Below are 25,118 nucleotides of genomic sequence, written 5' to 3' on the forward strand. Positions count from 1 at the left end.
CTACAGGCCGAAATGGGCCGGCAGCCACAACGAAAACGCCGGTGCGAAGATCAGCGCCACGAGGGCGGCGAACAGCACCAGCAGGTATTTCACCATCGGCCGGGCCACGCGGCCGACCTCGGTGCCCGTGATCGCGCACGTCGTGAACAGCCCGAGCCCGACCGGCGGCGCGAACAGCCCGAACCCCATCGCCACCACCACGACCGTGCCGAAATGCAGCGGATGGATGCCGAGCTGCAGCGCGATCGGCGCGAGCAGCGGCCCGAAGATGATCAGCGCGGGCGCGCCTTCGAGCACGGCGCCGAACACGATCATCAGCAGCGCCGACAGCAGCAGGAACATCGTCGCGCCGTACTGATGGGCAAACGCCGTCATTGTGCCCGAGACGAGGGCCGGAATCTGCTCGATCGACAGCGCGAACGACACGCTCGACGCCGCCGCGACGATGAACAGGATGCCGCTCGCCATCGACGCGGCGCGCACGAATACGCGGCCGACCGAGCGCCACGTCAGTTCGCGGAACGCGAGCCAGCCCACGACGAGCGCATAGACCACCGCGAACGCGGACACTTCGGTCGACGTCGCGATCCCCGACGTCACGCCCTTGCCGATCATCGCAACCATGACCAGCGCGACGAGCGCGCCGCCCGCGAGCGGCAGCCACGCGCGACGCTCGCCGAATACCTCGGCCACGTCGATCTTGCGTCCGGTGATCACCGTCACGACCGCGAGCGACGCGGCGAGCACGGCCGCCGGCACGATCCCCGCGACGAACAGCCCGGCGATCGAGATGTTCGCGACGAAGCCCATGATGATCATGTTCACGCACGGCGGAATCGTCTCGGCCATCACCGCGCTGCATGCGAGCAGCGCGGCGGTTTCGTTCGGGTCCTGCCGCGCGCGGCGCACGGCCGGCATCACGACGCCGCCCACCGCCGCGATATCGGCCAGCTTCGAGCCCGACACGCCGGAAAAGCAGGCCGTCGCGAAGATCACGATCAGGCCGAGCCCGCCCCGCACGCGTCCGAACATCCGCAGCAGCAATTCGACGAGCCGCGCCGACATCCCGTTGGACTCCATCAGCAGCCCCGCCAGCACGAAGAACGGCACCGCGAGCAGCACGAAGTGATCGGCCCCCGCCATCACCTGTTGCGAGTAGACGAGCAGCGGCAGCGTCGGATCCGCGAGGAAATACAGCAGCGCCGAAAACGCCAGCACGAATCCGATCGGCACGCCGAGCACCAGCCCGCCGACGAAGCCCGCGACGAGCAGCGTGCCGGGCGCGACCGCATGCGCGGGCCACAGCGCGTTCCAGCCGTAGATGGCGGCCGCGAGCGCCGCACAGCACGCGAACGTGCCGATCACCCGGCGGCGCGGCGCGTTCAGCGCATTGGCGAGCGCGAATACCGTCATGAACAGCGCGCCGAACATCATCGGATACCCGTTGATCCAGCCCGGCAAGCCGCCCGTCGTCATCTGGTCGTACGAATCCGCGAGCAACTGGCACGACGACACCAGCAGGTTCAGCGCAACGGCCGCCACGATCCAGTGGCCGGCCTGGGTCAACGCGCCCTGCCAGCGTGCGGGCAGCAGGCCGCGAAACACGTCGATGCCGACATGCTGGCTGCGCCCGAGCACCGTCGCCGCGCCGAAGAACACCAGCACGATCATCAGCGCGCTCGCCACCTCCTCGGCCCAGTCGACCGGGTCGTGCAGGAAATAGCGGAACACGACCGACACGAACACGACGAGCACGTCGACGGCGAGCACCGCGGCCGACAGGATCTCGATCCAGCGCAGCACCGCATCCAGCACGCGGGCGGCGCGATGCGCCGGGCGGCCTGCGGCGGGCGCCGGCGCGGCGCCCGAGACGGAATGCATGTCCATCGCTCAACCCCGCGCGGCGGCGATCGCCGGAAAGAGCGGCGCAGTGGCCGGATACTGCTTCGCGAACGCCACATACAGGCGGTCTTGCATCGTCTGCCGCAGCGCCGCGTGCTCGCCCTCGGCCAGCGGATGAAACGCCATGCCGCGCTGCTTCAGCGCCTGCTCCGCCTGCGCGGCCTTCTGCGCGGCAATCGCGCGCTGCTGCACGGTCGCATCGGCCACCGCGCGGTCGAACGCCGGCCGCAGGTTGGCCGGAATCCGGTCGAGCGCACGTCGCCCCATCACGACGGTCATCGCCGCGAATACGTGGTGCGATTGCCAGCACGACTTCACGATCTCGTCGAAACGGCTCGCGAGCACCGTGGCGGGATCGTGTTCGAGGCCGTCGACGACGCCCGTCTGCACAGCCATGTACAGCTCGCCGAACGGGATCGGCGTCGGCACCGCGCCCATCGCCTTGAAGGTATCCATGAACGCGGGCGTCGGCAGCACGCGCAGCTTCGTCCCCTTCAGCCCGGGCAGCGCCGTCACCGGCTGCTTCGTGAATACGCAGCGTCCGCCGAAATGCGAGCCCCAGGTCAGCACCGAGCAACCCGCGCGCTTTTGCAGCAGCGCGTTCAGGCTCGTGCCGACCGGGCCGTCGAGCGCCTTCGCGACGTGCGCGTAGCTGTCGAACAGGTAGCCGAGATCGAGCATCCCGAGCTCCGGTGCGATCGTGGCCCAGATCGACGAACCCGCGATCATCATGTCGATCGCGCCGATCTTGACCTGCTGCACGACGTCGCTTTCCTTACCGAGCTGGCTGTTCGGAAAGTAGTCGACCCGAATCGCCTCGCCGACGCTCGCCTTCAGGTTGGCGGCGAGACGCTGGTACCACACGTAGTGCGCGGCGTTCTGGTCGGCCGGCATCGACGACGAGCAGCGCAGCGTGACCGCCGGCTGCTGCGCGCGCACGGTCTCCGGCAAGCTGCCCGCGGCCGCGAGCGTGGCGGCGGACACCGTCTGCAGAAAGCGCCGCCGGGTATAGGTACTCATGAGCCGTCTCCTTTGCGAGTGCGTCTCGCGACGCAACTGTATCGATTTAGTGTATCGATACAGTAATACGACGACCGATGAGAGAAAAATGAGGGTTTCCCCTGTCCGGGGTGAAATGATGGGTGGTATACGGGTGGGTTCCGGCGCAATTTTGGATGAAAGATCGCCGTTTCTCATGCGTTTCAGACGTCGCCGAAATAATTCGAACCTACGGACCGAATCATCAGACGACAGACTTTTGAGGGCGGAAGGACGCCCCGCTCATGCGAGCAAGCGCCGCTAAACGCCCGCGTCGTCCGGGCAGCCGGTCAGAAACCGCTCGACCATCGCGTTGAACAACGGCAGCGCCGGATTGTCGTTGTCCGTGCGCCATGCGAGATACAACTCGGCCGCCACGTTCGCGCCCGCCAGCGGCCGGAACACCACGCCGTCCACATGAAGCTCGCGCGCCGACGCCGGCACCAGCGCCGCGCCGAGCCCCGCGCGCACGAGGCCGAGGATCGTATGCGTCTGGCCGACGTAGTGCAGGTAGTTCGGCAACCGCCCGGCGCCTGCGAACATCCCCGAGATCATGTCGTGGAAATACTTGCCCTCGTTCGGCGAATACGCGATGAACGGCTGTCGGTCGAGCTCGTCGGGGCCGAGCTGCGCGTAGGCCGCGAGCGGCGCGCCTTCCGCGACCGCGACGAGCATCGGTTCGCGCTGCACGAGCCGGTATTCGAGCGGCTGGCGCGCGGCGCGCTGGCGGACGAAACCCGCGTCGAGCATCCGCGACGCGAGCGCGTCGATCTGCACGGTCGACACCATCTCGCGCAATTCGACGTCGACGTCCGGCAACGCATGCGCGGCATGCGCGAGCAGCACCGGGATCATCCGGTACGCACTGACGGCCGTGAAACCGAGCGTGATGCGCCCGGCCCCGCCGTGCGCGACGCGCTGCGCGGCCTGCTCGGCGCGCGCGGAGAATTCGAGGATGTGCCGCGCGTCGCGCAGGAAGCGCTCGCCGGCCGCGGTCAGGCTGACCTGCCGGCTGCTGCGCTCGAGCAGCGCGATGCCGAGCGCATGCTCGAGCAACTGGATTTGCCGACTGAGCGGCGGCTGGGTCATGAAGAGCCGCCTGGCCGCCCGGCCGAAATGCAGTTCCTCGGCAACCGCGACGAAGCAGCGAAGCTGGTGCAGTTCAATCATTCAAATCTTGAATCAATCGATAGTCTTTTGATGTTAGACCGATATCGATGCGATTTCTATACTCGGTTCCACCTGATGCGCGGCCTACGTCGCGCACGACGACCGAGACTTTCATGACCATCGACATCCTGCTGACGCAGCCGCTCCCCGACACCATCGACGCCGAACTGTCCGCCCGTTACACCGTGCATCGACTGTATGCGGCCGAGCAACCGGACGCGCTGCTCGATCGCGTGGCGCCGCGCATTCGCGGCGTCGTGACCGGCGGCGCGAACGGCCTGTCCGCCGCACTGATGGACCGGCTCGCCGCGCTCGAGATCGTCGCGATCAGCGGCATCGGCACCGACGCGGTCGATCTCGACCGCGCGCGGGCGCGCGGCATCCACGTGACGACCACCCCGGACGTGCTGACCGACGACGTCGCCGACATGGCGCTCGGGCTGATCCTGATGACGCTGCGCGACCTCGGCGCCGGCGAGCGGATCGTGCGCACCGGCCGCTGGGGCAAGACGGCCCAGCCGCTCGCGACGCAGGTCACGGGCAAGCGGCTCGGCATCGTCGGGCTCGGTCGCGTCGGGCGCGCGATCGCACAGCGCGCGCAGGCGTTCCGGATGCCCGTCAGTTACTTCGGCCCGCGCGAGCATCGCGACAGCGGCTATCGCTTCGTGCCCGACCTCGCCGCGCTCGCGCGCGACAGCGACGTGCTCGTGATCGCGGCGTCGGCCGATCACGGCAACGTGATCGTGACGGCCGACGTGCTCGCCGCGCTCGGCCCCAAAGGATTCCTGATCAATGTCGCGCGCGGCAAGCTGGTCGACGAGGCCGCGCTCGTGCGCGCGTTGGCCGACGGCACGATCGCCGGCGCCGGGCTGGACGTATTCGCGAACGAACCGCACGTGCCGGCCCCGCTGCTCGAACTCGATCGCGTGGTCGTGCAGCCGCACCGCGCGAGCGCCACGCACGAAACGCGCGAGGCAATGGGCCGCATCGTGCTCGCGAACCTCGCCGCGTGCTTCGCGGGCCAGCGCCCGCCGACCAGCGTCACGCGCTGAGCGCGGCACGCCCCTTCCCGTTACAACACCGATGCCTTCGCACGACGAAGGCCAGGAGACACGCATGTCCAATCGATCCAGCGGCGCTGCGCTCGCCGCATCGTCCGCCGCGTCGCGCACGATCGGCCGCGTCCGTTATGCGGTCCTCGCGCTGATTTTCGCGGTCACCGTCATCAATTATGCGGACCGCGCGACGATGTCGATCGCCGGCACCGGCGTCGCGCACGACCTCGGACTCACGCCCGTCCAGCTCGGCATCGTCTTTTCGGCGTTCGCGTGGGCCTATGCGATCGGCCAGATTCCGGGCGGCTGGCTGCTCGATCGCTTCGGCGCGCGGCGCGTGTACGGCCTGAGCCTGTTGCTGTGGTCGATATTCACGATGCTGCAGGGCACGGTCGGCGGGTTCGCCGTGCAGGGCGCGGCCGCGACGCTCGCGCTGTTCGTGATGCGCTTCATGCTCGGCCTGGTCGAATCGCCGGCGTTCCCGGCCAATTCGCGGATCGTCGCCTGCTGGTTCCCGACGGCCGAGCGCGGCACCGCGTCCGCGCTGTTCAATTCCGCGCAATACATGGCCGTCGTGCTGTTCACGCCGGCGATGGCGTGGCTCACGCATGCGCTCGGCTGGGAACACGTATTCCTGTGGATGGGGCTGCTCGGCATCGCGCTCGCCGCACTGTGGTTCGCGTGGTATCGCGAACCGCACGGCCACCCGCGCATGACCGACGCGGAGCGCGACTACCTGCGCGCCCACGGCGCGCTCGTCGATCTCGAGGCGAACCGCGTGCGCGAGCGGCCGCGCGCGTCGTGGCGCGACGTGTCGCAACTGTTCCGCCACCGGAACCTGTGGGCGATCTACATCGGCCAGTACTGCATCACGGCCCTCACCTACTTCTTCATCACGTGGTTCCCGATCTATCTGATCAAGGGGCGCGGGATGACGATCATGGAAGCCGGCTGGGTCGCCGCGCTGCCGGCGATCTGCGGGTTCACGGGCGGCGTGCTCGGCGGCCTGCTGTCGGACTGGCTGATCCGGCGCGGCATGCATCCGTCGCGGGCGCGCAAGACGCCGTTCGTCGCGGGGATGGCGATGGCGACGCTGCTCGTGCTCGCGAACGGCGCATCGTCGAACGCGGTCGTGATCGCGCTGATGACGATCGCGTTCTTCGGCAAGGGACTCGCGGCGGTCGGCTGGGCCGTGCTCGCCGACACGGCGCCGGAAGGCATGGTCGGGCTGAGCGGCGGTGTCTTCAATGGTCTCGGCAACATCGCCGGGATCGTCACGCCGCTCGTGATCGGCTACTTCGTCGCGAGCACGGGTTCGTTCGCCGGCGCGTTGTGGTTCGTCGCCGCGCACGGGCTGATCGGCATTGCCGCGTACACGTGGCTCGCGGGCCGCTTCGAGCGGATCCGCATCGCGCCGGCCGCATGAACGTCGCGGCCGTGCGACGGCGCACCGTTACGCGCGCTGACGGCCGGCTGGCGCGTGCTCGGTCGTCAGCCGGTCGAGTTCGCGCAGATCGTTCTCCAGCGCGGGCGTGAGCGTCGTGCGCAGGTGATCGAGGAAGGTGCGGATCTTCGCATCGAGATAACGGCGCGTCGCATAGACGGCATAGACGCTCACCGTCTGCAGCCGGTATTCGGGCAGCACGCGGATCAGGCGCCCTTCGCGGATATCGTCGAGCACCGTATACAGCGCCACGCACGCGATCCCGCGTCCGGCACGCACCGCGACGCACAGCGCATCCGGCACGTTGACCTGGAATGGCGCCGGCTGCAGCGCGTAGACGGTCTCCTCGCCGTCGCTGCGTTCGAGCCGCCATTCGCCGGCCGGCGACGCGGGCGTGTCGAGGCGCAGACATACGTGGTTCGGCAGCTCGTCGGGCGTCTGCGGCGTGCCGTGCCGCGCCAGGTATTCGCGCGACGCGACCAGCACGCTGCAGCTCGTGCCGCAGGTCTGCGCGACATAGCCGGAATCGGGCAACTGCGACGCGGTCACGATCGACACGTCATAGCCCTCCTCGACCAGATTCGGCATCCGCTGCGCGAGCGTCAGCTCGACCGACACGTCGGGGTTGTCCGCCTGGTAGCGCACGATCGACGACACGACATGACTCTGCCCGAGCCCCGTCATCGCATGGATGCGCATCTTGCCGCTCGGCCGCAGCAGCGCGTTGCGCGCCTCCGCGTTCGCGTAGTCGAGTTCCGCGAGGATCGATTTCGCGCGCTCGAAATAGCGTTCGCCGCTTTCGGTCAGGCCGAGGTGGCGGGTCGTGCGATGCAGCAGGCGCGTCTGTACGTGGGCTTCGAGGTTCGAGACCGCGCGCGACACCTGCGCGGTGGTCGCGTCGATTTCCTTCGCGACCGCAGTAAAACTGCCGGCTTCGACAACGCGCACGAACAGGCGCATGTTTTCGAGCATGTCCATTGAATTGGCTTGGGGAGAGTCGGTGGGGAGGCGTCGGCGGCGCTCGCGTCAGAGGGGCAACGGAACGCGGCCGCGAACCGCGTCGAATCGATCACCGTGCCGGGGAGAAGGCGGGAGAGCGGGCATCGAGGACAGGGTTCTGGCATGACGGGGGAATTGACTGCGCCGAATTGTACGCCGCTGCAGACAAATTTGCGCGGTGATGCGCGCGCAAGCTCTCATGCGATGAAAGGATTTTGCAAGACTTGTACGTCGTGCGCGTGCAACGGCGTGATGCGGCGCGGCAATTTGTATCACAACACGATATAATTCGACGCTTGTCACCGCGCCCCGGCGCCGTCCTTTTACCGCTCACCATCCATGTCGTCAGGCTCCTCCCCGTCGCGCCGCACGTTGCGGCAATGGCTGCACAGTTTCATTCCCCATCCGATGACCCTCGGCTGGCGCGAGCGCCTGCGCGCGTGCGCCGGCGCGCTCGTGGGCATTGCGACGGTCGGCGTCACGATGCGGCTGCTGCCCGGCGTGCCGGGCCTCGTGCCGATGCTCGTCGCGCCGATGGGTGCGTCGGCCGTGCTGCTGTTCGCGGTGCCGGCGAGCCCGCTCGCGCAGCCTTGGTCGATCGTCGGCGGCAATCTCGTCGCGGCGACCGTCGGCGTCGCGTGCGCGCAATGGATCGCCGATCCGATCACGGCCGCCGCGGTCGCCATTGCCTGCGCGATCGGCGGCATGTTCGCGCTGCGCTGCGTGCACCCGCCGTCGGGCGCCGTCGCGCTCACCGCGGTGGTCGGCGGCCCGGCGATTCATTCGCTCGGCTTCGGCTTCGTGCTGCAGCCGATCGCGCTGCAATCGGCGATCCTGCTGTCGGCCGCGCTCCTCTACCACGCGCTGACCGGGCACCGCTACCCGCACGGCGGCGTGCGCCCCGAAGCGAAACCGCAGGCGGGCGCCGCACCGGCGCGCGGCGGCTTCACGCGCGACGACCTCGATGCGGTACTGAAGCGCCGCAGCGAATGGCTCGACGTCGATCCGGACGATCTCGAAACGCTGCTGCGCGAAACGGAAATGCAGGCTTATACGCGCACGTTCGGCCAGTTGAAGTGCGCCGACCTGATGACGAAGCATGCGATCGAGGTCGCGCCGTCGACGTCGGTCATGGCCGCGCTCACGCTGCTCGACCGCCACCGCGTGAAGGCGCTGCCCGTGGTCGACGGCGAAGGCTGCCTCATCGGCATCGTCACGCGCGCCGACCTCACGCGCCAGTTGCGCCATCCGGCCCCGCTGTGGCAGCGCCTGTCCGCGCGGCTGCCGCAATCGTTCGGCGGCCAGCCCGCGAGCGTCGCGTCGGTAATGACGCGCGACGTCGCGTCGGTGCCGGAAACGATGCCGATCACCGCGCTCGTGCCGCTGTTCACGCATTCGGGCCACCACCATATTCCGGTCGTCGATGCATCGCGCCGGCTCGTCGGCATCATTACGCAGACGGATCTCGTCACGGGCCTTTATCAGCAGACCCAAATGCTCGAAGCCGCGTAGCGCGCACCACATGTAGCCGCCGGCGGAACGCGGAATGCAGCCAATCCGACCGATTTCGGCCATTTATATCACATTGTGATATATTAATCGTCACCGCAACCGACTGCCCGAATGACCTCGATGACCGATACCCGACGCGCACTGACGAAAAGCGATTTCCAGCAACTGTCCGAGTTCCGCTACCAGATGCGCCGCTTCGAGCGCTTCTCCGAACGCGCCGCGCAAAGCGAAGGCGTGACGCCGCTGCAATACCTGCTGCTGCTGCACATCAAGGGTTATCCGCATCGCGAATGGGCGACCATCGGCGAACTCGCGGAACGCCTGCAGGCGCAGCACCACGGCGTCGTCGCGCTGGTGACGCGCTGCGAAGCACTCGGGCTCGTGAAGCGCAAGCCGAGCGAAGCCGACCGCCGCCAGGTCGAAGTCCACCTCGAGCCGGCCGGCGAAACGCTGCTTGCCCGTCTCGCGGCCATGCATCGTGCCGAGCTGAAGTCGCTCAAGGGCACGTTCCTGGTTCCCCAGATCGATTACTGACCCTTGCCACTCCGATGAACGCACCACACAAACGCGATTTCTCGACCAACGAACGCCTGCCCAGGATCGCGTTGCTCGCCGCCGGGATCGGCCTGCTCAGCACGCTCGCCGCATTCGTGCTGTTGAGCCTGATCCGCCTGTTCACGAACCTGTTCTTCTTCCAGCAACTGTCGTTCGCCGACCATTCGCCCGCGAACAACACGCTCGGCGCCTGGGTGATCGCGGTCCCGGTGATCGGCGGGCTGATCGTCGGCTTGATGGCGCGTTTCGGTTCGGAGAAGATCCGCGGCCACGGCATTCCCGAAGCGATCGAGGCGATCCTGTTCGGCAAGAGCCGGATGTCGCCGAAGGTCGCGATCCTCAAGCCGCTGTCGTCCGGCGTCGTGATCGGCAGCGGCGGCCCGTTCGGCGCCGAAGGCCCGATCATCATGACGGGCGGCGCGCTCGGCTCGCTGATCGCGCAATGCGTGCACGTGACCGCCGCCGAGCGCAAGACGCTGCTCGTCGCCGGTGCGGCCGCCGGCATGACGGCCGTGTTCGGCACGCCGGTGGCCGCCGTGCTGCTCGCGGTCGAACTGCTGCTGTTCGAATGGCGTCCGCGCAGTTTCCTGCCGGTCGCGCTCGCATGCGCGGTGGCCGGCTTCGCACGCGCGGTGTTCTTCGGCGTCGATCCGCTGTTTCCGCTGACGACGGCCGCGCCGACGCCCGTCGCGCTGCTGTCGTGCATCGTCGCGGGCCTGCTGTCGGGCATGCTCGCGTGCGGCCTGTCGGCGGCGCTCTATCGCGTCGAAGACGCATTCGCGAAGCTGCCCGTGCACTGGATGTGGTGGCCGGCGCTCGGCGCGATCGTGATCGGCGTCGGCGGCTGGCTCGAGCCGCGCGCGCTCGGCGTCGGCTACGACGTGATCGGCGACCTGCTGCACCAGCACATCGCGCTGAAGATCGCGCTCGCGCTGCTGATCGTGAAGGCCGTGATGTGGGTGATCGCGCTCGGCTCGGGCACGTCGGGCGGTGTGCTTGCCCCGCTGCTGATGCTCGGCGCCGGTCTCGGCACCGTGCTGTCGCCGGTGTTGCCGGGCGGCGATCCGGCGTTGTGGCCGCTCGTGTGCATGGCCGCGACGCTCGGCGCGACGCTCGGCGCCCCGCTCACCGCGATCGTGTTCGCGTTCGGCCTCACGCACGACGCCAACGCGCTGCTGCCGCTGCTTGCGGCGACGCTCGTCGCGCACGGCTTCGCGACCATCGTGATGAAGCGCTCGATCATGACGGAGAAAATCGCACGTCGCGGCTATCACATCTATCGCGAATACGGCGTCGATCCGCTCGAACGGCATGACATCGGCGAAGTGATGACGTCGGCCGATCGGCTCGTCGCGATCGACGGCGCAACGACGCTCGATACCGTCGAAGCGCAATACTTCGGCGCGAGGCAGACGCACCGCGCGTATCCGGTCGTGCAGCACGGGCGACTGCTCGGCCTCGTCGATCGCGCGATGCTCGATGCGCAGCGCGCGCAAACCGGCGCCGACACGCCGATCTCGGACGCGTTCGCCAACCGCGCACCGGCCGTCGCGCTGGCGCACGAAACGTGCCGCGTCGTCGCGTCTCGCCTCGCGATGCTCGGCCTCGAACGCCTGCCGGTGGTCGCCGACGAACAATCGCTGCGCGTCACGGGCATCGTGTCGCGCAGCGACCTGATCAAGCCGGCGCTCCAGCACTTCGACGACGAACAGAAGCGCGAGCGCTTCCGTCCGGTCGTTCCGGTCAACCTGCGCGACGTCGGCTCGCGCAAGGCCAGCTGACACAAACCGCATGCGGGGCGTTCGCCCGGCCGCGCATCGCTTCCCCGCCGCCTTCCGGCGTTTAAAGTTGGTTAACAATTCGGCAGACGAAAGTTTGTCATCATGGTGCTCATGCGACGGGGCCATCCATCAGCCATTCCACTTCGTCATCAGATAAAGCGTCGCGGCGCGGGATGCACAGACATCCCGCCAGCCGCGGCCGTCACTTCACCACACCACGATCGGGCAGCGCGCGGACCGCGCCACGCATGACGTCGAACCGTACACGACGCATGCCGCGCCGCAGCAACATGCGCAGCATCCGAGCCGCCATTTGGCAAGCGCGTTAACAACTTGTTTCGGAATGGCCGGAACCGTGCTTGCAGGATGGAATCTCACTTGCACGCAGCATTGCTGCGCATCCCACTCAATCAATCACGACTCGAGGGAGATAACGTGAACGTGAAATACTTACCGCTCATCGCATTGACCGTGGCAATTTCTGCTCATGCCGCCGAACCTGCCGTGCAGAACGTGGGACAAAGCCAGAAAAACGCGCCCGAGGTGTCGGCGTGCATCGCCAAGACCTGGGCCGACAAGTCGCAACAACAGGTGATCTCGCAGAACGTGCTGGCCAATGGCCTCGCGACCGACGTGTATGCACCGGGCCAGCAGCCGCCGAACGGCGCCGCCGCGATGGTTCGTCCGTCGTGGAAGCCGGGTGCGAAAACGTGGGTCGGCGTGCGTGGCGACGCAGCGTCCGCCGGCGACATCAACGCCTGCCTGTAACGCAGTAACGAGAACAGGCGCTTCGGATGGCCTTGCGCCATCCGCTTGCGACCAGCCCCGCTTCGGCGGGGCTTTTTCTTTGCCGCGCGGGAAGCGCCTTACAGGTAGCTGCAGACGTAATCGAGCGTCTCGAGCACTTCGATGTCGAAGCGGCTCTTGCCCGGGACCGAGAACGATTCGCCGGCGCCGTAGGTCTGCCATTCGCTGCTGCCGTCGAGCTTCACGCGGCACTTGCCGGCCTGCACTTCCATCAATTCGGGTGCATCCGTGCCGAAGTTGAGCGCGCACGGCAGGATCACGCCGAGCGTCTTGCGCGTGCCGTCCGGGAAGAGCACGGTATGCGACACGCACTTGCCGTCGAAATAGACGTTCGCGCGCTTGACGACCGATACGTTGTCGAATTGGGTTGCACTGGTCATGGGATGCCTCTGATTGCTGGATGCCGGATGGCGGTGTGGTTGGCGGCCGGCCGGAGCGGCGGGCCGGCCGCTATGATACCGGCTCGCGCAAGGTGCGCCCGAACGGCGCGCGGCCGGCACATGCCGGGCCCATGATCGTCAGGATCACTACGCGATCCTTGCGGAGCCGCGCTCACCTTAATCCCTTGCGTCGCGCGGAATCGCGCAGGCAATCGAGCAGCATCGCCGCGGCCGGCGTCAGCGGGCTGTCGCGGCGCGTGACGACCTGCACCGATACGCCCGGCAAGCGCTCGCGGATCGGCAGCACCGCGAGCTGATCGCGTGCCCACTCGCCTTGCAGCAATTGCTCGGGCATCGACGCGATCAGGTCGCAACCGGTCATCAGGCTGTGCGCGAGACCGAAGCTCGGGCACTCGACGACACGCGCCGGCACCGGCAATCCGTACGCGACGAACGAGTTGAACAGTACCTGCGTGGAGCTTTCCGGCGACGGATTCATCAGCCAGTCGGCCTCGACGAGATCGGCGAGCGACGTGGCCGACGCGAGCGGATGCCCTTTGCGCGCGACGATCAGCGAGCGGCTCGCATAGAGCTCCGCATGATCGAACTCGGCCGCCAGCAGCTCCGGCACGACGACGGCCACTGCGAAATCGAGCGAACCGTCGTGCAGGCGCGGTAGCGCAACGCCGGGAAACCCTTCGACCAGATTGACGCGCGCCACCGGAAAGCGGCGCCGGAATGCACGGAATGCGTCGGGCAGGATCGTCACCGCCGCCGCCGGCGTGATCGCCGCCGCGACGGAGCCCGTCATCGCGCCCTGCGCCTGCTCGATGTCGTCGCGGGCGCGCTGCATTTCCGCGACGATCAGCCGCGCGCGCACCTGCAGTTGCTGGCCGAACGCGGTGAGCTGCACGCCGCGCGCGGTGCGCACGACGAGCGATACGCCGAGCGCGATCTCCAGCTCCTTGACCGCCTTCGTCAGCGCGGCCGGCGACACGTTCAGGCGCCGCGCGGCCGCACGAATGCTGCCTTCCTCCGCGGCGGTGACGAACGCTTTCAGCTGATGGTATTTCATGGGGCAATGCGTGATCCGTGGAAACCCTGTGCGCCGTGCCGCGCAGGAGTTCAGGGTATTCCCGAGCGACAACCGACGGTGTGCACCAAAGCAATTTAGCAGCTTCTGGTACGCAAAAGAAATTTATATGCTTGGTCGTCATATGCGCGTCAAACGCCCCACCCGCCCCACTGGAGAGACCATGCTGCCAGCCGTGAACCCCGTCATCCCCGGCATCGCCGCGATCGCCCCCGAACTCGTCGAGGTGCGCCGCCGCATCCACGCCCATCCCGAACTCGCATTCGAAGAAACGCTCACGAGCGATCTCGTCGCCGAGTTGCTCACCGGCTGGGGCTACGACGTACATCGCGGTATCGGCAAGACCGGCGTGGTGGGCGTGCTGCGCGAAGGGCAAGGCGCGCGCACGGTCGGCCTGCGCGCCGACATGGACGCGTTGCCGCTCGCGGAAACCACCGGCCTGCCGTACGCAAGCCGCCACGCGAACAAGATGCATGCATGCGGCCATGACGGCCACACCGCGATGCTGCTGTGCGCGGCGCGCCACCTCGCGGCCACGCGCCGGTTCTCCGGCACGCTGAACCTGATCTTCCAGCCCGCCGAGGAAAACTTCGGTGGCGCGAAGGCGATGATGGACGACGGCCTGTTCGACCGTTTCCCGTGCGACGCGATCTTCGCGATCCACAACATGCCGGGCCGCGCGGCCGGCAACATGGCGTTCCGCACCGGCGCCGCGATGGCGTCGGCCGACCGCGTGACGATCACGCTGCGCGGCGTCGGCGGCCACGGCGCGATGCCGCATTTCGCGCGCGATCCGATGTCGGCCGCGGGCAGCATCATGGTCGCGCTGCAGACGATCGTCGCGCGCGAGGTCGATGCGCAGCATGCGGCCGTGATCACCGTCGGCAGCGTGCAGGCCGGCGAGACCTTCAACATCATTCCCGAAACCGTCGTGATGAAACTGTCGGTGCGCGCGCTGAACGCCGACGTGCGCGCGCTGCTCGCGCGCCGTATCGAAGCGCTCGCGAAAGGCCAGGCGGAGAGCTTCGGCGTCACCGCGGAAGTCGACTACGACTACGGCTATCCGGTGCTCGTCAATCACGCGGAACCGACCGCGTTCGCGGCCGACATCGCGCGCCAGATGCTCGGCGCCGAACGCGTCGAAACCGACGCCGCGCCGCTGATGGGCAGCGAGGATTTCGCGTTCATGCTCGAAGCACGCCCCGGCTGCTACGCGTTCATCGGCAACGGGATCGGCAGCAAGGGCGGCTGCATGGTGCACAACCCCGGCTACGACTTCAACGACGACATCCTCGCGATCGGCGCGAGCTACTGGGTCCGCGTCGCCGAAGCCTGGCTCGCGGCCTGACGATCCTTCACCACGCAGTTTCGTGCCTACCCGGGGGAACCCCATGGAAACGTCCGCCCTTCCGTTCGCCGGCACGCCGGTCGACGCCCGCGCCGCCGCGAAGAAACGCCGGCTGATCGCGGCCGCCGCCGTCGGCAATGCGCTCGAGTTCTACGACTTCACGGTCTACAGCTTCTTCGCAATCCTGATCGGCAAGCTGTTCTTTCCCGTGCATTCGTCGTTCGGACAACTGATGCTCGCGGTCGCGAGCTTCGGCGTCGGCTTCGTCACGCGTCCGCTCGGCGGGCTCGTGATCGGCATGTACGCGGACCGCGCCGGCCGCAAGAAGGCGATGATCCTCACGCTGCTGCTGATGGCGCTCGGCACCGCGACGATCGCGGTCGCACCGACCTTCGCGCAGATCGGCATCGCCGCGCCGCTGCTGCTCGTGCTCGCGCGGCTGCTGCAAGGGTTCGCATCGGGCGGCGAAGTCGGCGCCTCGACGACATTGCTACTCGAACAGGCACCGCAGCATCGTCGCGGTTTCTATGCGTCGTTCCAGTTCTCGAGCCAGGGGCTCGCCGCGCTCGCGGGCGCGCTCACCGGCGTCGCGCTGACGTCGACGCTGAGCGCCGCGCAACTCGAAAGCTGGGGCTGGCGTGTGCCGTTCATCATCGGCACGCTGTTCGTGCCGCTCGGTTACTGGCTACGCCGCACCGTCGAGGAAGTGCCGGCGGCGGCACCCTCGCCCGCCGCCGCGCACGACGAACCCGTTGCGTCGCTGCCGCTCGCCGACGTGCTGCGCCATCACGGCAAAGCCGTGTTCGCGGGGCTCGGCGTAACGATCGGCGGCACGTCGATCCACTACATCATCGTGTTCTACATGGCGATCTACGGCGTGCAGGTGCTGCACCTGCCGACGTGGCTGTCGATGACGGCCGGCTGCGTCGCTGGCGCGATCCTGATGCTCGTGACGCCGATCGGCGGCCACCTGTCCGACGTGTATGGGCGCAACCGGATCGTCTGGTGGACGCGCATCGTGTTGATGGCCGCGATCTACCCGGCGTTCATCGCGCTGAACCGCTGGCCGGGCGCCGCGTCGCTGCTGTCGATCATCGCCGCGCTGTCGATCGTGCATGCGATCAACATCGGTGCGACGGGGGCCATGCTCGGCGAGTTGTTTCCGCGTGCGGTGCGTGCGACGGGCGGTGCGCTCGTGTATAGCGTCGGCGTCGCGATCTTCGGCGGCTTCGCGCAATTCTTCGTCACGTGGCTGATCGCGGCGACCGGGAATCCGAATGCGCCGGCGTGGTATGCGATCGGGTGTGGCGTGTTCACGCTGCTCGCGATTCGTTGCATGGACGAGAAGGCCGGGAAGGCGCTGGATTGAGCGGTGGCCGATGCGTGGGTGCGTGACGTACGTCATTGACGCCGCGCCCGCGCATCGGGCATGATCATTCAATGCACAACGCCACGATCACCCTTTCGACGACCACGCGCACGACCGCCTTCGGCGGGCCCGTGCGGCGAGTGCGCGCAAGATCGTAGCGTCACCGATTCCCACAGGCCCCGCCGGTTCCGGACGGGGTCTTTCCGTTTCTCCGTCTGCATCGGCCACTCAGGAGAAACGCAATGTCCGAAGTCCCTTTCCCGAAACGCGCACTGCTCGTCATCGACATGCAGGTCGGGTTGTTTCATGGTCCAGATCGTCCGTATGACGGTGAACGCGTGCTGGCCAACGTCAACCAGCTGATTCGTCGCGCGCATGAAGCCGGCGCGCCCGTGTTCGCCGTGCGTCACACCGGCCCGGCCGGCTCGCCGATTGCGCCCGACGCGCCGCTGGCCGCGTTGCTGCCGGAGCTTGCGATCGATACCGCACGCGACATCGTGTTCGACAAGACTCGCCCAAGTTGCTTCGCGGGCACGCGGCTCGCCGAGTGGTTGCATGCGGCCGGTATCGGCGAGATCGTGATCGCGGGGATGAAGACGCAGTACTGCGTCGACACCGCGTGCCGCGCGGCCGGCGATCTCGGCTTTCGCGCGGTGCTCGTTGCCGATGCGCATACCTGCATGGATACACCTGCGTTGCCGGCCGAGCGGATCGTCGCGCATCACAATGCGACGCTGGCGGGCCCGTTTGCGGTGCTGACGAAAACCGAGGCATGCGTGTTCTGATGCACGGCGCCGATCGGACTGCGGTGGATCAGCGCAGGCCTGCAATAGCGTCAGCAGAGACCCGCCATACGCATTGCTTCAATGCTCGATGATGTGTCGCGGACTGAAACAACCTTCGTCGAAAGCACTACGTCCGCGGACAGGAAATCGCTGAGCCGCTTATCGAAGCGGAACGAAAACTTGATCAATCCGATGGTGTTCCTGAAGGTCTCCCTAGGTAACTTTCCGGTCACCGTCGCCCCGATGAAGCGCTTGATCAGGCGTATCACTCGCACACGGAACCGGACTTCGACCTTCAGGATCAGCGAACACTCGGCGAGCAGCGGATACATCCGCGTGTCGTACGCGCCTTCGACGAACCAGCCGGCTTCGGCGATGATCGTCGCGATAGCGTCAGCCATCGCCTGATCCGAGTTCTTCACATACTCTTCACCGCTCTTGTCCCAATAGACGTTGTCGAATTCATACGCGTCAGTATCGAACCTCCGAGCCAACTCCCGAGCGATAGTCGTTTTCCCCGCACCCGACGGGCCTACGATGCAAACCTTCATGTTTCAGTCTCTGTTCAACCGCGCATGTTGATGCTCGCGCATGAAGTGTTTCAGCATGGGTAAGAAGAAATCGTGCCCACCGATCAGCGTGAATACCTCTCCAAAAAGGAGAAACCACTGGAAGCGGAATTCAATAGGCTCACCACCGGGACTTGAGTCGACCTCGAAATGCGCCCAATGCGCCTTCATTGCAATGGCGTCACTCACCATGACATGCACGACATGCCGATGCTGAATCTCACTTCTTCCGAATTTCTTCATCGAATAGAAGTAATCGCCGAGGACACGCACGACTTGAGCGTCGCTGATACCGCTCTCCTCGCGAAGCTCGCGTAGCGCGGCGGCTATTGGCACTTCGCCGTGGTTCATCGTGCCGGCAACCACTTGCCTCCCGGCTTCCGGGAACTTCGGTTGGGTAAACGTGAGCAGTCGGTCTCGCCACGTAACATAGACCAGTACCTTGTTCTTGATTTGCACGATAGTGTTTTCAGCCAAAACCACTTCCATCCTCCGGGACAGCCAAGCCGTCGCAGAATTTTCAGCCCATAAACGTCATAAAATGTGAATCCCTCCAGCGCACGTTATCGGTAGCACGACGCGTAAGGCCAGCTATAAGACTCGCGGCGAAAAGATGAACAAGCGATGCGCGGGAGCCATATAGCGGCCCGCAGGCAGGCCCGGCGCACCTCAATCTGCGCGCCGGCGCTGATGTGCACGTCACAATGATCCGGCAAAGCCGCAAACGCAACAAGGCACGGGCTGCCCTCGCCCGTGCCTTGCGTGCACTGCGCCTACACTCAGAACGTATGCATCATCCCCACGCCCGCCTGAGACTCTCCCGTCATCGGGCTCGTACTCGACGTCGCGCCACGCGGCCTCGGGAGCAGCGAGAAACTCGAATTGCAGCCGTTGCGCACGTACGCAATAGTCCCGTACAGAAACGTGCGCTCCGACAGGTTGCGCGTCGTGCCGAGCACTTACATCATCGCGTGCCCCGACGAATCGTACGACGCATCGCCGCCGTCGCCCACCTTCGCGTAGTACCCCGTCTGACCGCTCATCACCTGGAACGCGGTTTTTCCAGATTAAAGACCGTCGGCATCCCGCTGCCGACATCAACCCGCTGATCTTGTCCCGCGTCGGCGGCTGCCGTCACGGCTTTATCTCGACGAGCCGCCCCTCGAAGTTCACATTGCGAAACATATTCACGTCGAGATTCAAGGAACCACGGCTGATGCCAAAACCCGTCAATATCAGTTACTGAATATCAATCGCATGCGAACGCAGGCGGTTTGTCCCGCCGTCGTGCCGTTTCCGTAATCTCGTCAGACTCATATTTTGGCCTCGGACTATCGGACTGCAGAAACTCGGAGGATGAAGATTCGACTACGATGACCGTTGGACAATACGACGCACGTCGTGACCTGCAGAGGCCTGACGACGTTGGATATGCACGACAAGCTGCGCGGCTACTATGAACAGGAACTGACGAAACTGGAGGATCAGTTCGCAACCTTCTCCAACGAGTATCCACGAATTGCCGCCCGCCTGAGCTTTACAGGCGGACAGACGGAAGACCCACACATCCAGCGGATGATGCAGGCGTTCGCGTTGATTGCAGCCGAAATCCGGGCCAACCTGGACGACGGCGCACCGAAGTTCACCGAAGCGCTGCTCCATGTCTTGCACCCGCACTACTTGCGACCGTTCCCTGCATGTTCGATCGCTCGCTTCGATCCGATCAAGGAATTACCGGGCAAGCCGGTCGTCTTGCCGCGTGGCATGGAGCTCACGTCGCGCGGCGGGGAAGTTCGCTTTCGAACCGCTTATGACGTAACGCTTGCGCCGCTCCACATCGCAAACGCTCGATTCTCGCGCAGCACCGTCGCACCGGCACAAGTCGCATTGCCGCCGAACACAACCAGCTTCATTTCCATCACGATTGAGCCGACGGTCGCCGCCTCACCGCTCGGCGCGGTTTCGCCCAACACGCTGCGCGTCCATTTCGCTGGAGAACGCCAGACCGTCGTCGCGCTGCTGGATACGGTCCTGCTGCGCGTCCGGGGCGCATATGTGGAAGCGGACGACAGCGGACGATGGATACCAATTGCGGGGATACCGGTCACACCGGTCGGGTTCGGTCCGGACGATATGCTGCTGCCACCACCCCAAACCTCGCCGCTGATTCAACCGCTGCTCGAATACGTCGGATTTCCGGACAAGTTCGATTTTGTCGACATTCATTTGCGCCGATGTCTTGAACCCGTCCAAATAAACCGCGCGCGGCGCGTAACACTGCATCTGGCGATTGGAGGCATGCACGCCGATTCTCGCATCGCGCAAGCACTCACCCCGCTATCGGCGGACAATATCCGATTGTTCTGTACGCCAATCGTGAACCTGTTCAAGCATATGGGCATCAAGTCGTCGCGCGGCGAAATCGTCGCGGACTATCCCATCGTGCCGAAGCCGAGCCGACCAGACATACGCGGTATCTATTCGGTTGATGCGGTTCGCGATCCGTCAGACGGGACCACTATTCCGTCGCTGAATGCATGGGGCGTCGGGGCCGGCGAACGAGTCTGGATCACGCGCCACGATCCCTACGCGGCAATCCATCATCCCGGACGTGAAACGTCGCTCGTACTGCTACGCGCGGATGGGACGGCGGCGGCGAAGATGCCACTGCAATTGAACGCCGACCTCACGTGCACAAACCGCGACTGGCCGTCACGGATACGGATCGGTTCACCCAAGGGCGATTTAAAAAACGAAAACGATCAAGTGCCTTGCAGGATCACGCTGTTGAAACAGCCGACACCGACCTATAGCGCGTCCCGTGAGTCGGACGCGCAGTGGCGCGTGATTGCGCTGACGACCGCGAACCTGACGCAGTTGACCCGTGAGGGGTGGCCGGACTTCGTGAAACTCATGCGCCAGCTTGCGCCGAACGACCGACGCGCCGAACACGTCGGCGCGATTTCGTTCGTCAAGCGAAACGTCGTCGAACGATTGCTGGCGATCAAGCCGCATTCAGGCCTTGTGAGAGGCTTCGAAATCGTGATGACGGCGGACGAGAACGCGTTCATCGAAAACAGCATGGGCGCGCTGATCCTTCTGCTCGACCTCTACCTGTCGCGCTATGCGCCCGCCAACAGCTTTACGCAACTCGTCGTGCTGTCGAAGAACGACGGTTCCCTGATCGTGCGGTGCCCGATGCGGCCGGGCATCGCGCCTCTGTTGTAGCGTTACACGAGGCTCGAAATCAGGTGACAGCCGCATGTCGCGCGATGGCCGTGTCGCGCGATCGCAATGCCGTTGTCCTTCATCGATTCGTCGCCTTCCTCGATGATGTTCGGCGACACGTCGGGATGCTGTGGACACGATACGCGGTCGCCTTTGCGCGCGACGTAGCGGCCGTCGAATTTCATGGTCGATGAGCCCGTTTCGACTTTGCCGCCGTGATCAGTGGCGTCGCCAATTCTAATCACATTAATCACTTGAATTCCCCACACCCACATTACCCATCAAATTAAATTCCCAAAGTCACTTGCATATAATCAAATCTTCGCACTTGACCCATTTAAGTATGATGCCACGCCACTTCGAAATATATTTGACAAGATACCAAAGACCGTTTTCGCTATTAAACTCAACAAGCTGAACCTCATCTCCTTTCAGCAAATACATTTTTGTCGCTGAAGTATCAGAATGATCGTCGTACAACCTTGCCTTGTTCGCAGCCACCGTCGTAGTTACCGGCACACGTTGCGCATAATTCCGTTGATTGGTAACGATTATTCTTTCGGAAACCCTCCCGTCCACGTACACAGAACGGGAAATCTCATCGCACCCAACACACGCATCACTTATTGCAATTTGATATTTTCTATTTTTTATCTTATAAATATCTTCATATTGTTTCGCATCAAGCCGATACGAACTAATCAAACTATCCCCATCGATTCTAAAATTGCATATATCTCGATCCGAGAATTTCAAGGAAGTAAATCTGCGCGATGCACGATCATATAAAAAAAATTTCGAGCATCTATCGCCTCCACCACTCGTGGCAGCAATTTCCTTATTTCCGTCCTTATAAATATCAACAACAGCTAAATTCTCGTAACCGTCATCAATAGCCTTCTTAAGATCGCCACTCGGCTCAATTTCTTTGCAAGCTGAAGAACCGCCACAATCACGGATTTTTCCCGCCTTATCTATTGAAAGATCATTAGCATAAGTCGCAGCAGAAGCAACTGATACGGCGACCACCGTAATCGTAAAAGTCAATCCAAATTTAAGCAATGCATCTCTTTTAAAAATTCTCACGCCAACCCCCACTCTTTCTTGATTCGATCAAAAAGCTCCTGACGCTCAGGCAATCCATTATGCCCGCCATTGACAGCCAGCGTAATTAGTCTAACATTATTTTTCTCATGATCTATGAGAATATTTATATCGCCCTTGGCTTCATATTTTTCCGAAAGCGTTCCTTTGTGACGCCAATACCAGCAAGATGCATCGATAGCATTTTCCATATCAGCAGCAATAAGCTCAGGGTTGGTTACAAAATCGATCTTCCTGTGATCGGAATATGCAGCATAGTTATTTTTCCACGTTAACTGAATTAACCCCTTCCCTTTGTACTTGGGTCCATCTCCGACGACAGTATTTCCATTCTTAATAGCATCCGGATGCACGCCAGGATTATACCCCTCGCCGGAGGCAAACTCTATTGTTGTCTCGAACCTAGCCGATTCATGGAAACATTGCGCTAGAAATTGTGCTTTGTTATAACACCCGACAATGCCATATTCCTTCAATTTAGCATTGAGTAGCGAGACGAATTTATATTTATCGTATTTATATATGTTCGGGTATTTTTCCGGAAACTCCTGTACAAATGTCCTTGATCCGCCCTTCCCTGTGAACCAGTCTCCCGATTTTTTATACACCTTTTCCAATAGCTCAACCGTAATTTCACAGCATCCTGTGCCCGCGAAATTCCCGATCAATCCAATTGGATGGAAGTGCCAAGGCGAAAGGTCTGTGGGGAAGCCATCAACACCCTTGATTTGCTCCCACCACTGAAGCTTCGCGAGCCGGTCAAGTTCCGTCTTCCACATCTCGGCCTGCTTCTGCATGAGCGGGCTGAGTTCTTCCCACTTGCCGAGACCACCGCCCCATTCGGTTTCATTGCGCACCACAAGGTGCGACACCGCTTCGGCCATCCACGGCGTTTCCAGCGCGTGCTTCAGTTCCTGCGCCGTCACCTTCCCGTTGTGGTCCGTATCGATCGCCTTTTCAAGCTTTGTGATGAGTTCGCCAGCGTTGATCTTCGCCACTGTCTCCATGAACTCGGTGCCTTCTTCGTCCGCCATATACTGCTCGGTCGTATGGATATGGCGTTTGAACATGTCGGAAGGGCTCACGCTACCGTTGTCGACCAATTCGAAACCCGGCCATTCCCATGGACTCCGAAACTGTACGTTTGGATGGTCGGTGTCGCACACCCAGCCTTGTTGGTCGGAACCGTCCTTCGAACCAACCGTAATATTCCACCAATGATGGCCCTTGTCATCGATTGCGATGTTGTCCGCGCCAAGCTTGTCGAGCTGTGCACGACTAATCACATCCCGGAAGCCTGCCCCCGGTCCGCTTGCCTTGGAAACGTCCAGCGGGAAGTTCTGCCAGCCCGGAACGTTCGCCGTGCTGATCGTGTTCGCAAGACTGCTTTCTACCCATATCGGCTTCCCGACGTTTTCGAGCTTTTGCCCGGCCTTCTGCTTGCCTTTCGCGGGTACGTTTGTCACGCTCTTGGGCTGCACCTTGATCCAGCGCGAACCCTTCGCATCGCCGACCGGTACAAGCTTCAGCCCGGCTTGGGTCAATTTCTGATCCGGCGCGGGAACTTCGCTTACCAATTTCGCCCCCGGCTCGATTTCCAGAAGCGGTTTGTTTTTGTCGTTCAGTTCCTTGGCGCGATTGCGGCTTCGGTCCATGAAATCCTTGAAATCCGCTCCCGCGAACACTTCGAGATGCAGCATCGGGAAGTTCGACTTGGGCGGTATCGGACTGGCTTTCACGGCCCATTGATACTGGCCGACATGGGCGACGACTTCGCCTGCCTTGACGCGCTGCGGCTCCTTCAGGATAACGACGGTATCAAGCGGCTTCGGATCGACAACGGCATCCAGTTCCCCTTTGAACACATAGCCCCAAGGCGCTTGGGGGGACACCGGCTTACCCACTTCGGCAGGCAAAATCGTGCCCGATTTAACGGCCTTGATCTTGATCCAGTCTGGATGGGCCGGGTCGCCTTCGCCGGCAATAATTTCAGCCCCTTTCGGCAACACACCGGCAATCTTGCTCTTGCCATTCGGCAATTCTCTAATGCGCAACCCCGTCTGGGGAGCCGGTAGATCGGCATCTTGCTCGCTACTCGCGGGCGGCGGATCATTCTGGAGGGTGTTGTTAATAGGCAGATTGTCGGCCCCATCGGTACGCGGAGCGGCCGGCGCAGGCGCTTTCGGCTTCGGCATGGATTGCGGATCTTTCGCCTTATCGCCAACCCGATAGTAGCGCTCGCCCTCCCAATACGACATCGGCTTGGGAAGCGTCGGGTCCGGCTTCGCGTTAGATTGAGCCTGTTCGATCGCCTTCTGATAGGTCTTCCAGTCCATCGTGTGCATGTACAGGCTGAAGAACACGAGGGGCTTGTCGTTCGCCGGTTTGCTGCTCGGCGCAGGATTATCGGCCGGGGCGGGTGTTGGTGTAGCGGTAGTCGATGCTGGCGCGGGAGCCGATGCGGGGGCCGCAGGTTTCGCGGGTTCTTTCGGTGCCGGTTTCGGCGGTACGGGAGGCAATTTCAGTTCATGCCGAACCAGTACAAAACCGGTCGAGTAGTGCGCAAGACCAAGGTTGTTCGGGTATGTCGTTTCCTCGTACTGCGTGTTCAGCCTGTACGCAACGATCTTGCCGTCCGCGATGGCGCGCACGCCGCTGTCCTGCTTCAACATTTCGGCGCTGCCTGCGGCGAAGTGCACCCCTCCGTGCCACATACCGCTCACGCCAATCGGATAAAAACCCGTATCGCACTTCGCCAGCGCCTTGAAATACGTCATCGGGTCGGTCGCGTCGCTCTTTCCCACGGGCGTGAAGGGATACGCCCAACTCAGCGGCGTATCGGTGGGTTCGGCGGGCTTCGGTGCCGATTGCGGCGCGGCCGCTGGATGATGTTTCTTTTTGTGCGTTGTCTTGCTCATGATTCCCGACTCGGATTCGGTTTTCAGAATTTCTTATGTCGACACTATGCCGATCGCGCGA

General features: G+C 63.8%; 21 protein-coding genes and 1 pseudogene. 10 read left to right on the forward strand and 12 right to left on the reverse strand.

Annotation, left to right across the window (positions count from 1 at the left end):
- The 3 genes from JYG37_RS21095 to JYG37_RS21105 all read right to left on the reverse strand — a co-directional run bounded on the left by JYG37_RS21095 (nt 1) and on the right by JYG37_RS21105 (nt 4,110).
- A complete protein-coding gene (locus JYG37_RS21095; protein WP_124631089.1) occupies nt 1-1,887 on the reverse strand; it encodes a TRAP transporter large permease in 1,887 nt (628 codons plus the stop codon).
- A gap of 3 nt (nt 1,888-1,890) precedes the next feature.
- Complete coding sequence (locus JYG37_RS21100; RefSeq protein ID WP_124631088.1) at nt 1,891-2,922, reverse strand: TRAP transporter substrate-binding protein; 1,032 nt, start codon at nt 2,920-2,922, stop codon at nt 1,891-1,893.
- Nucleotides 2,923-3,201: 279 nt separating this feature from the next.
- The gene (locus JYG37_RS21105) at nt 3,202-4,110 is read right to left on the reverse strand and encodes a LysR family transcriptional regulator (RefSeq protein WP_050012772.1); all 909 of its coding nucleotides are present in this window, start codon (nt 4,108-4,110) and stop codon (nt 3,202-3,204) included.
- A 113-nt stretch (nt 4,111-4,223) separates the two neighbouring features.
- Between JYG37_RS21105 and JYG37_RS21110 the strand changes: the two genes are divergently transcribed.
- Nucleotides 4,224-5,162: a 2-hydroxyacid dehydrogenase gene (locus JYG37_RS21110; RefSeq protein WP_213346328.1), complete on the forward strand. Its 939-nt coding sequence runs from the start codon at nt 4,224-4,226 to the stop codon at nt 5,160-5,162.
- Between the two features lie 64 nt (nt 5,163-5,226).
- A complete protein-coding gene (locus JYG37_RS21115; RefSeq protein WP_050012774.1) occupies nt 5,227-6,591 on the forward strand; it encodes an MFS transporter in 1,365 nt (454 codons plus the stop codon).
- Nucleotides 6,592-6,618: 27 nt separating this feature from the next.
- Here JYG37_RS21115 and JYG37_RS21120 read toward each other — a convergent pair whose 3' ends face one another.
- The gene (locus tag JYG37_RS21120; protein ID WP_050012775.1) at nt 6,619-7,587 is read right to left on the reverse strand and encodes a LysR family transcriptional regulator; all 969 of its coding nucleotides are present in this window, start codon (nt 7,585-7,587) and stop codon (nt 6,619-6,621) included.
- A 360-nt stretch (nt 7,588-7,947) separates the two neighbouring features.
- On the opposite strand from JYG37_RS21120, the gene JYG37_RS21125 reads away from it, so the two are divergent.
- The 4 genes from JYG37_RS21125 (at nt 7,948) to JYG37_RS21140 (ending at nt 12,224) form a co-directional block, all read left to right on the forward strand.
- Entirely contained in the window at nt 7,948-9,120 is a 1,173-nt protein-coding gene (locus JYG37_RS21125; RefSeq protein ID WP_213346329.1) for an HPP family protein, read from the forward strand.
- A gap of 120 nt (nt 9,121-9,240) precedes the next feature.
- A complete protein-coding gene (locus JYG37_RS21130; protein ID WP_050012872.1) occupies nt 9,241-9,654 on the forward strand; it encodes a MarR family winged helix-turn-helix transcriptional regulator in 414 nt (137 codons plus the stop codon).
- A gap of 14 nt (nt 9,655-9,668) precedes the next feature.
- Entirely contained in the window at nt 9,669-11,456 is a 1,788-nt protein-coding gene (locus JYG37_RS21135) for a chloride channel protein (protein WP_213346331.1), read from the forward strand.
- A gap of 435 nt (nt 11,457-11,891) precedes the next feature.
- The gene (locus JYG37_RS21140; protein ID WP_176015842.1) at nt 11,892-12,224 is read left to right on the forward strand and encodes a hypothetical protein; all 333 of its coding nucleotides are present in this window, start codon (nt 11,892-11,894) and stop codon (nt 12,222-12,224) included.
- Nucleotides 12,225-12,322: 98 nt separating this feature from the next.
- Here the strand turns inward: JYG37_RS21140 and ppnP are convergent, their stop codons facing one another.
- Nucleotides 12,323-12,643 (reverse strand): pyrimidine/purine nucleoside phosphorylase, encoded by a 321-nt coding sequence (gene ppnP, locus JYG37_RS21145; RefSeq protein ID WP_006478890.1) that lies wholly within the window; start codon nt 12,641-12,643, stop codon nt 12,323-12,325.
- A 172-nt stretch (nt 12,644-12,815) separates the two neighbouring features.
- Nucleotides 12,816-13,718, reverse strand: a complete 903-nt coding sequence (locus JYG37_RS21150) for a LysR substrate-binding domain-containing protein (protein ID WP_050012778.1) — start codon at nt 13,716-13,718, stop codon at nt 12,816-12,818.
- Nucleotides 13,719-13,899: 181 nt separating this feature from the next.
- Here JYG37_RS21150 and JYG37_RS21155 point away from each other — a divergent pair, with 181 nt between their 5' ends.
- The 3 genes from JYG37_RS21155 to JYG37_RS21165 all read left to right on the forward strand — a co-directional run bounded on the left by JYG37_RS21155 (nt 13,900) and on the right by JYG37_RS21165 (nt 17,238).
- Complete coding sequence (locus JYG37_RS21155; protein ID WP_124554936.1) at nt 13,900-15,084, forward strand: M20 aminoacylase family protein; 1,185 nt, start codon at nt 13,900-13,902, stop codon at nt 15,082-15,084.
- Between the two features lie 43 nt (nt 15,085-15,127).
- Complete coding sequence (locus JYG37_RS21160; RefSeq protein WP_050012780.1) at nt 15,128-16,453, forward strand: MFS transporter; 1,326 nt, start codon at nt 15,128-15,130, stop codon at nt 16,451-16,453.
- 242 nt (nt 16,454-16,695) lie between these two features.
- Nucleotides 16,696-17,238 carry a cysteine hydrolase family protein gene (locus tag JYG37_RS21165; RefSeq protein ID WP_124639550.1) on the forward strand — a complete coding sequence of 181 codons (543 nt, stop codon included), beginning with the start codon at nt 16,696-16,698 and terminating at the stop codon, nt 17,236-17,238.
- Nucleotides 17,239-17,288: 50 nt separating this feature from the next.
- On the opposite strand, the gene JYG37_RS21170 is transcribed toward JYG37_RS21165, so the two are convergent.
- The 3 genes and pseudogenes from JYG37_RS21170 to JYG37_RS21180 form a co-directional block, all read right to left on the reverse strand.
- Nucleotides 17,289-17,789 (reverse strand): AAA family ATPase, encoded by a 501-nt coding sequence (locus JYG37_RS21170; RefSeq protein WP_124639548.1) that lies wholly within the window; start codon nt 17,787-17,789, stop codon nt 17,289-17,291.
- 3 nt (nt 17,790-17,792) lie between these two features.
- Nucleotides 17,793-18,290: an NUDIX hydrolase gene (locus JYG37_RS21175; protein WP_176015768.1), complete on the reverse strand. Its 498-nt coding sequence runs from the start codon at nt 18,288-18,290 to the stop codon at nt 17,793-17,795.
- A 296-nt stretch (nt 18,291-18,586) separates the two neighbouring features.
- Nucleotides 18,587-18,835 (reverse strand): annotated as a pseudogene (locus JYG37_RS21180) (porin); the annotation flags it as partial.
- Between the two features lie 403 nt (nt 18,836-19,238).
- Between JYG37_RS21180 and tssF the strand changes: the two are divergent.
- Complete coding sequence (gene tssF / locus JYG37_RS21185) at nt 19,239-21,035, forward strand: type VI secretion system baseplate subunit TssF (protein WP_213346333.1); 1,797 nt, start codon at nt 19,239-19,241, stop codon at nt 21,033-21,035.
- Nucleotides 21,036-21,037: 2 nt separating this feature from the next.
- Here tssF and JYG37_RS21190 read toward each other — a convergent pair whose 3' ends face one another.
- From JYG37_RS21190 to JYG37_RS21200, 3 genes are read right to left on the reverse strand one after another with little or no spacing between them, the layout of a single operon-like run.
- Entirely contained in the window at nt 21,038-21,289 is a 252-nt protein-coding gene (locus JYG37_RS21190; RefSeq protein WP_213346335.1) for a PAAR domain-containing protein, read from the reverse strand.
- Between the two features lie 46 nt (nt 21,290-21,335).
- Entirely contained in the window at nt 21,336-22,121 is a 786-nt protein-coding gene (locus JYG37_RS21195; RefSeq protein ID WP_213346336.1) for a hypothetical protein, read from the reverse strand.
- Nucleotides 22,118-25,057, reverse strand: coding sequence for a glycoside hydrolase family 19 protein (locus tag JYG37_RS21200; RefSeq protein WP_213346337.1), 2,940 nt, complete (start codon nt 25,055-25,057; stop codon nt 22,118-22,120). Before JYG37_RS21200 ends, JYG37_RS21195 begins: the two co-directional genes overlap by 4 nt.
- Between the last annotated feature and the right edge of the window lie 61 nt (nt 25,058-25,118).

The sequence above is a fragment of the Burkholderia sp. LAS2 genome (assembly GCF_018417615.1).
Classification (GTDB): domain Bacteria; phylum Pseudomonadota; class Gammaproteobacteria; order Burkholderiales; family Burkholderiaceae; genus Burkholderia; species Burkholderia sola.